Source organism: Erythrobacter sp. AP23 (assembly GCF_001542855.1).
Taxonomy (GTDB): Bacteria; Pseudomonadota; Alphaproteobacteria; order Sphingomonadales; family Sphingomonadaceae; genus Qipengyuania.
This window is the reverse complement of record NZ_LNBY01000019.1, coordinates 100,215-108,288: the sequence shown is the minus strand read 5'-3', so window position 1 is coordinate 108,288 and position 8,074 is coordinate 100,215. Positions and strand designations below refer to the sequence as shown.

Genomic DNA, 8,074 nt, shown 5'->3' with positions numbered 1-8,074 from the left:
TGGCCAGCGCCAGACCGGCGGACAGAACCTGTTCGATCCGGCAGACAATCTTGAAAGCGACTATGCGCGCGATGCGCTCAGCCGCTGGTTTCAGCTGCTCTATGACGGCAAGCTCGAAGCCACCACGTTCGGCAATTTCGTCGAGCGTACCGGCCTCCGGCTTGAAAACCCCGATGGTGGGCTGACCGACAATCTTCCCACAATCCAGCGTTGGCTCAACCGCATCCTCGCGCTCCCGATCGCGCTCCAGAACGCGATCTTCGAGGAATATCTCGGACTGGTAGAGGCGCGGATCGAGGCCGCTCGCGAGGCGGGGACGCTCGACCAGGGACTGGAGACCGTGAGGGTCGATCGTTTTACGGTCCTGGCAGATGAACTCCTGCGCACCGATCCCTTGACCGGAGCCGAAACACGCCTCGTCTCGCTCGAAGTGACGAGGCACCTTCGGCCTTTGCGCTTGCAGCGACTGGTGCGGATGCACGAGATCGGCAGCCCGCACGCGGTCCCGATGCGCAATGCGCGGTCGGGCAAGGTTGCGCTGTCGGTTCCAGCCCGGCGTCTCATCGCCGACGACGGGGCCGTGATCGAACGTCGGCGCCTTCTGCGACCGCTCAAGTCCGCGAACTGGACGCTTGACGCACTCGCTGAGAGCCACTGGGAGGAAATTGGCGTCACTGCATTCACCAGCGCCTGGCGGGCCGAGGAAGAAGAGGCCGCCGCTTCACCGGTGACCGAGCGTGTCCATCTCGCCACTGGTTTGCTGCTCCCTGTCTGGAAGCGCCTGCCGGGCGATCATGTCCGCGTCACCCGGCTCGTTGCCGAGGACGGCCAGTCGATCATTGGCCGCGAAGTGCTCGATATCGATCTCGCTGCGATCGCCGATACCTTTGGCCTTTCCGGAGTTACCGGACCATCGGCTGAGCAGATCGGCGACCTCGTCCTCGTCAGCGGCAAACCGCTGGGCCTCACAAGCCACGATGCCTTGACCGTAAAGCGCTCGCTGGTGGGAGGCGAGCAGCGCCTTGAACTGACCGGATTCTCGCCGGAACGCCTCGAGTGGTACAAGGGCAAGGGCTGCTTCACCGAGATCATCCGTTACCGCACGCGGCTATTTGCACCGGTGTCGAGAGCAAGCGAGATCCTCCAAAGCATCGCAATCGAGCCTTGAACTTCTCATTTGCCCTAAACTGGTCTATATAGAGACCAAATTCAGTCCTAAGGTGTTCTATGAAGCTGGACCAGCGCATCAAACCGATCAGCTATCTGAAGGCCCACAGCGCCGAAATTATCCGGGAGATTGGAGATGGCGCCGGGCCAATGGTCATCACGCAGAATGGCGAAGCCAAGGCAGTTCTGCAGGATGTCGCCAGCTACGAGCGCGCACAGGAAACGCTCGCTCTGCTAAAACTTCTGGCGCTCGGACAGGCCGATGTTGCCGCCGGTCGGACCCGCCCGGTGGCAGGCCTTGCGGATCGCGTACGGGGTAAGTCAAACTGAATGATGACGGCCGCCGTAGCGATCGAGATCACCTCCGGTGCGGAGCGCGATCTCGCGGGTATCTGGCAGCGCCGCTTGACGCAGCGCGGGCCGGATGGCGACGATGGTGCGGACGCACTGCTGGATGACCTTGTCGCGTCTATCGAATCCCTTGTGAACAATCCTGAGAAAGGACCGGTTCCACCGGAACTTGAGGCTCTCGGGATCACCGACTTTCGGCAATTGTCGCGCTTTCCGTTCCGCATAATCTACGGGTATCAGCCCGAGCCGGCACCCGGTCAGGTGACCGTGTTCGTAATCGCTGATGCGCGTCGGGATTTTCGGACGCTTCTCGAAGAGCGCTTGCTTAGCAGCGGATAGGCATAGGCTCCGCTGAAGAGGTCAGGGTCCGGATGAAGCTGAGCGCTGCCTCCGATTGCGCTTAGGTTTCCCCTTCTCTCCTCCCCTCCGTGTGTCTGAATGAACCGATAAGCTCCCGTGTCGCGTACGCCGGAGCCTGATCACGTCCTTCCTCAAGTCCGGGCGACTGATCTGCCTGTGCCCGCTGATGACGGGCTTGCGAATGGGTTCGCGCATCGAGAACAACTGCTCTCATGGACGGATCTCAGCCGATCCCTGATCGCCCCATCCCGGTAGCATAAATGGTCGCCACAGCCATTGAAGAGAGTGGAGGGAGCCCGTTGGGCTTGTGGGCCTCGTGATCCTCACCTGCGCCTTCATTCCATCAGGAGAACACCCATGATCCAGTCGATTCCCTTGAAGAAGCTCGTCCCGAGCCCGCGCAACGTTCGCAAGTCGAGCGATGTGCTGGCTGACCTCCAGCTGCGGGCAGACATTGGTGCGCGCGGTCTGCTGCAGAACCTCGTCGTGCGCAAAGGAAAGCGCGGCAAGTTCGAGGTCGAGGCCGGTGGTCGCCGCCTCGCCGCGCTGCAGGCGCTGGCAGAAGAGGGTACCTTGCCCAAAAACCACGAAGTTACCTGCCTCGTCATCGAAGGCGAGGAAAGCGAAGTGCGCGAGGCCAGCCTTGCCGAGAACTTCCAGCGTCTCGCGATGAACCCGGCCGACGAAGCGCAGGCTTTCGCGGCGATCATCGAGGCAGGCGCTACCACCGAAGACGTGGCGCGCCGCTTCGGCCTCACCGTCCGATTCGTCGAAGGGCGTCTGCGCTTAGCAAGTCTCGCACCCTGCGTCTTCGAAGCGCTCGCCGAAGGCACGATTACGCTCGACATGGCCAAAGCCTATGGCGCGATTTCCGACGTCGAGCGCCAGGCGCATGTCTATGCCGAGCTGCAGGACGCCTGGTACCAGATCACGCCTGACACGATCCGCCGCATGGTGCTCGATGCAACTGTTCATGGCTCCGATCCGCGCGCGGTTCTCGTCTTACGAGATGCCTATCTCGCCGCAGGCGGCCGGATCGAGCGCGAACTGTTCGACGATGATGCCAGCGAGAGCTGGATCGATGTCGCGCTGCTCGAAGACCTCGCGCACAAGGCCATGGAAGAAGCCGCCGAAAGGATCGCGCTCGAATATGGCCTTGCCTGGGTGCACCCGACGCTGGGCACCTATGTCAGTCATGACCTTGTCGAAGGTCTGAGCCGTTTGCCTTGCGAACCTGCGCCGATGACGGAACAGGAAGCGAAGGAGCTTGGCGAACTCGAGGCTGACTATGACCGCGTCGCCGCCGTGCTCGAAGACGAAGACAGCGACGAAGACGAGGTCGCCAAGGCCGAAGAGGAACTCGTGGTGATCGACCGCGCCATGCGCGCGCTCAATGATCGGCCGCCAGTACTCGCCGATGAGCTGAAATCCGAGGCTGGTGCCTTCCTCGTCCTTTCGCGTAATGGCGAGCCGACCTTGGTCCCGCAGTTCTATACCAAGACCGAAGTCATCGCTGAGGAAGGTCCTATCGAGGCAGTCGAGGACAGCGGAACGGCGAAGCCCAAGGGTAGCTCGCTGTCCCAGCGCTTGCTCGACGAGCTCGCGATGCAACGCCGCGACATCCTGGCAATCCATCTCGCCAACGATCCGGCACTGGCGCTCGACTTCATGGTCTTCACGCTCGCCGATGCCGATGGGCACGACTGGCGCGCCAAGAAGGCGTCGACGCTTGTCGGCTCTGTCGCGTCCGGCCCGGTCACCGGGTTCGAGGCCAAGGATGCGCCCGCGAGTGCTGCTTTGGCCGAGTTTGCCGGGTCGCTCGATGAAAGCTGGCGCTCTGGCGAAAGCGATGTTGAGCGGTTTGCCAGGTTCCGGGCACTATCCGACGAGGGGCGCTCGGCCTGGCTTGGTCATGTCGTCTCGCGCACGCTTGTCGCGAGCCTGGCCTGCGAAGGCGAGCGCTCGGTGCCTATGCATGAGGCTCTGGGCTCGCTCCTGGAAATCGAGACCGCGCATTGGTGGCGTCCCACGGCGGCGAACTACTTCGACCGCGTGGCCAAGGCCCGCACGCTCGAGGCACTCGATGCTGCCGGTGGTCCCGAACTGGTCAGTCGCTACGCTGCATCGAAGAAGGCCGAATTGGCGAGCGCTGCCGAGCGCATCTTCTCCGGCAACTTCATTGGCGAGTCTGAGGTCAAGGAGCGGGCGCAGGCTTGGGTTCCGCCGATCATGCGTTTCGCCGGTTCCGAAGAAGGCGAATTGTCCGACCGCGAAGAAGACGAAGCGGTCAACGCAGTAGAAACTGACGAGATTGCCGAGCAGGCTGCCTGACCCCTCCTGACAGGTCCAGGTCACTCGGCGGGCGGTCCGTCCCTTCCGGGACGGGCCGCCTTTTCCGTGTCAAATTTCGGGGCGGTTGCAGACCGTTGGGTTTTGGTGAGCAGGCAGGAGAAAGCAGCCGTTTTCTTTCAGGAGATCGGCGAATGCCAATGTATCCCCACGAAAACCTTGGGCAACTTGCTCAATTACTTGACGCACGTCTCCCAGAAACGTCATCTAATTGGGTGACCTACGATTTCGCTTCCTTGTCGCACAGTGAGTTCGAAGAACTGGCAAACGCGCTCATCGGGGCAGAGCTTGCGGTTCGGTTTGAACGTTTCGCAGAAGGACCGGATCAGGGAATCGATGGCCGATACGCCGAGAGCGACCGCAGCGTCATTTTGCAGGCAAAGCACTATCTGCGCTCGGGCTTTTCCAAACTGAACTCGGCGATGGCGAGCGAGCGCGCCAAGATCGATCAGCTCGCGCCTAGCCGCTATCTTCTGGCAACTTCATGTGACCTAACGCCAGCTCGCAAACAGACGCTCGCCGAGAAGATCGGGCCCTCTCTCCAGTCTCCCGGTGATATTTTCGGTCCTGCGGATCTAAACGCCCTGCTGCGCAAATTTCCTGACATCGAGAAGGCTCATCCGGCGCTTTGGCAGGGGTCGACCGCAGCCTTGCGGTCCATCGTCTCCGACGCAGTCGTCGAGGCGCTGGGTACCAAGCAGGATCTCCCAGAAATCTTCTCCGACCTGCTTGGTCAATCAAATGAGGCGAAAGGCGAAGGAGAAAAGGCGTCGAATTTCGAACGCAACGTGTTGTTTCTGATTAAGACCCATCCCGCAGACGACGAGTTCGCGCTCTGGCTCGCTCCCAAGCTCGAGGCAGAAGGGTACACTGTCTTTGCTGATATCCTCTCACTTGAGCCTGGAGACAGATGGCGACGCGAGGAAGGCTTGGTCCTGCAACATCGCGCAGCCAAGGCCTTGATCTGCGTCTCGGCGGCGGCAACCGCAGACACAAACGTTCAGGACAATATCGATCTCGCTCTGGAAGTGGCGCAAGCGATCGATGACAGCCGCTTCATGATACCATTGAGACTTGAAGCGACCAATCGCATCAAGGGGATCGGGGATGCTCGGCCGGTCGACTTCGTGCGCGGATGGGGCGAAGGACTGCAGACCCTTCTGGAGACTTTGCGCCGGCAGAAGGTGCCTCAGCGTGCCGACGGCGTTGCGATCAACCTGAATTGGGAATTGTTTCGGCGGCGTCGCAGCATAGAATTGTCGACCGATCCCGAGCCCTTAACCTCGAACTGGCTCAGGGTTCTCGAGGCGCCCGACACGATCCGCTTTTTTTCCGCAATGGGTGCTCAGACCGAACAAACGAGTGCCATCGCCGCCAAGACGCTTTCATACCCGGCAATTGCCCATCGCGGCGGGATTGTCAGCATGGCGGACTTAGGCGACATCGAGGCTGAGCTCGGGTCAATCGGCCGTTTCGAGCTCACCGCTGAATTGCCGATTGAGGAATTTGCTGAGCATGGCTGGGCCGAACTCGCGATCGTGCGGCAGGTCGCGCAAAAGATGCTGGTGCAGATGTTTGGCGAGGCTTGGATCAGCTACTGTCGTGAGCGAGGCCTGCTGCAATACAATTACTCCAGTTCAATCGGTTTTCATGCGTCGCCAGAGCTAGCGCCGATAGGAAAACTGATCCCTTGGGGGCGGCAAGGCGAACGACGCGCTTCGATGCTCCGCAACATTGCCAAGGGTCATATCTGGCAGTTCGGCGTGACCGCCACGCCAGTCTTGTGGCCCTTCTGGCATCTAAGACTCAAATCCCGCGTTCTATTCGCGGACGACAACGGCACCCCCGAAGGCTTGCAGATCGACGATGCGAAGAAGATGCATCGATTGCGCAGATCAATCTGCAAGGGCTGGCGCAATAAGCAATGGCATGGCCGATTGCTTGCCTTCCTCGAACTGCTCTCGGGTGAGTCCGCCTATATCCGCCTCAAGCTTGGCGGTACGCGCTCGCTCATGCTCGATGCCTCTCCGATCCTGTTTACCTCGCCTGTCAGCACGGTCCTTCCAGACCTGCTGGATCCGGACGCTGAGGAAACTGACGCCAGTACGCTCGGGAGACCCGAGCTGTCGCTGGAAGAGGATTCGGCATGAGGTTCCCGGAGACGCAACTCAAGGTTGAGCACCTCGCTGAACCGCAGCTTGAGTTCGCTTTCGGCCAGCAGAGTCCGCATCCAAAGGACGGGCTGTTTCTCTACGGCCCGCTGGCCAAAGCCAAGAAAACGAAGGAGATTAGGGTCGGCGTGGTCGGCACGCCCGAAGGTCTCGCGCATTTCCGGAGCTGGTCGCGTTCTTTGCTCCGCTCGGTTGAGGTTCCGCCGCCGGGAAAAGGGGAAAAGGCGGACCGGTTGCATCTGGCAAATTTCCCCGGGCTCGAAGAGGCATTCGGCATTTCCTTCGATCCCGACGAATGCAGCGTGCTGTCAATTCCGCTCGCGGATATCGACAGGGCCACGCGCGTGACCAACCTCAATGAGGCGGTCGACCAGGTGGCCAGTCTCTACATCGATCGCGTGCAAAAGTATCTGCGCAACGAGGAGAAGGCGATCGATGTCTGGGTGCTGGTCCTGCCCGAAATCGTCTATGAGCGCTGCCGTCCGGAATCTCGCCGCACCGGTTTGCCCTTGGTCAAGGGAGAATTCGGCAAAAAGCAAAAGTTTCGCGCAGACCTGCCGCTCCTGTCAGGGGCGGGAATCATCGACCAGAGCGGCGAGCGGATCTTCGAAGATGTCCCGGACTTTCACCGCCGTATCAAGGCAGAGTTCCTAAGGATCGCCCCCACTCAGCTGGTGCGCGAAACGACGCTCGCTCCAGGGGCATTCCTGAACAAGGCAGGCTACCCGATCCGCAATACGCAGGATGCCGCGACCACTGCCTGGAATCTGGCAACGGGTCTCTACTACAAGACCCAGCCAAAGCCACCCTGGCGCCTAGCCGAAGTGCGCCAAGGCGTTTGTTATATCGGGATGGTCTACAAAAGCCTGCCTAACGATCCTGACGGTCATTCATGCTGCGCCGCACAGATGTTTCTCAACGAAGGTGACGGCGTCGTCTTCCGCGGAGCCAATGGCCCTTGGAAGACGGGCGACCGCGAGTTCCATCTCAAGCCGCGGGCCGCCCGAGAGCTCATGGAACTCGTCCTCGAGACCTACATCGAAACACATGGAGCCCCGCCAGCTGAACTATTCATTCACGGGCAAACGACATTCAACGACGAAGAGTGGCAGGGCTTCGTCGCGGCAGTGCCGGCTGAAACCAACCTTGTAGGGGTTAGAATCCGATCAACTGGCGGTGAAACAAAGCTTTTTCGCGATGGGGATTATCCGGTCCTGCGCGGCACGGCACTTTTGCTTGACGACCAGACCGCCTACCTTTGGTCGTCAGGCTACGTGCCCCAGCTGGATACCTATATAGGTCCGGAAACACCCAATCCGCTTCACATTACTGTGCTGCGAAGCCGATTCGCCAAACCCAATATCCTGACGGTGCTACAAGACATCATGGGACTGACCAAGATCAACTATAATTCCTGCAACTTCAATGACGGCCTGCCCGTAACTGTGCGGTTCGCCCGTATGGTCGGCGATGTCCTCACCATGGGCTCGGCAAAGGGAGAGGAGAAGCAGCCCTTCAAGTTCTATGTCTAATTGTTGCGGCACATTCTTTGCGAGATGTCCTTTTGGCTGTCCGCTATTGGGATAGCGTCGCGCGCGGCAACAGGTCCGAAACGAAGACTCGTAGCGGCATTCATTAATGAGAGGGGAGGAAGCTTTGCTCTTCCTGAACCGGGA

The 8,074-nt window shown here is 60.3% G+C and carries 6 protein-coding genes; all 6 read left to right on the top strand.

The genetic code is table 11. The annotated features are described in order from the left end of the window. Nucleotides 1-1,168, top strand: a 1,168-nt coding sequence (locus ASS64_RS15335; RefSeq protein ID WP_198147735.1) for a strawberry notch C-terminal domain-containing protein, incomplete at its 5' end; no start/stop codon positions are given. Nucleotides 1,169-1,227: 59 nt separating this feature from the next. Then, nucleotides 1,228-1,497: a type II toxin-antitoxin system Phd/YefM family antitoxin gene (locus tag ASS64_RS15330; protein ID WP_010240558.1), complete on the top strand. Its 270-nt coding sequence runs from the start codon at nt 1,228-1,230 to the stop codon at nt 1,495-1,497. Between the two features lie 3 nt (nt 1,498-1,500). Further along, complete coding sequence (locus tag ASS64_RS15325) at nt 1,501-1,857, top strand: type II toxin-antitoxin system RelE/ParE family toxin (protein ID WP_064305634.1); 357 nt, start codon at nt 1,501-1,503, stop codon at nt 1,855-1,857. 378 nt (nt 1,858-2,235) lie between these two features. After that, nucleotides 2,236-4,209, top strand: a complete 1,974-nt coding sequence (locus ASS64_RS15320) for a ParB/RepB/Spo0J family partition protein (protein WP_054523288.1) — start codon at nt 2,236-2,238, stop codon at nt 4,207-4,209. Between the two features lie 233 nt (nt 4,210-4,442). Beyond that, nucleotides 4,443-6,377: a toll/interleukin-1 receptor domain-containing protein gene (locus tag ASS64_RS15315; RefSeq protein ID WP_067696367.1), complete on the top strand. Its 1,935-nt coding sequence runs from the start codon at nt 4,443-4,445 to the stop codon at nt 6,375-6,377. Continuing rightward, nucleotides 6,374-7,930, top strand: a complete 1,557-nt coding sequence (locus ASS64_RS15310; protein WP_054523290.1) for a hypothetical protein — start codon at nt 6,374-6,376, stop codon at nt 7,928-7,930. The genes ASS64_RS15315 and ASS64_RS15310 overlap by 4 nt, the downstream gene beginning before the upstream one ends. Nucleotides 7,931-8,074 lie beyond the last annotated feature (144 nt).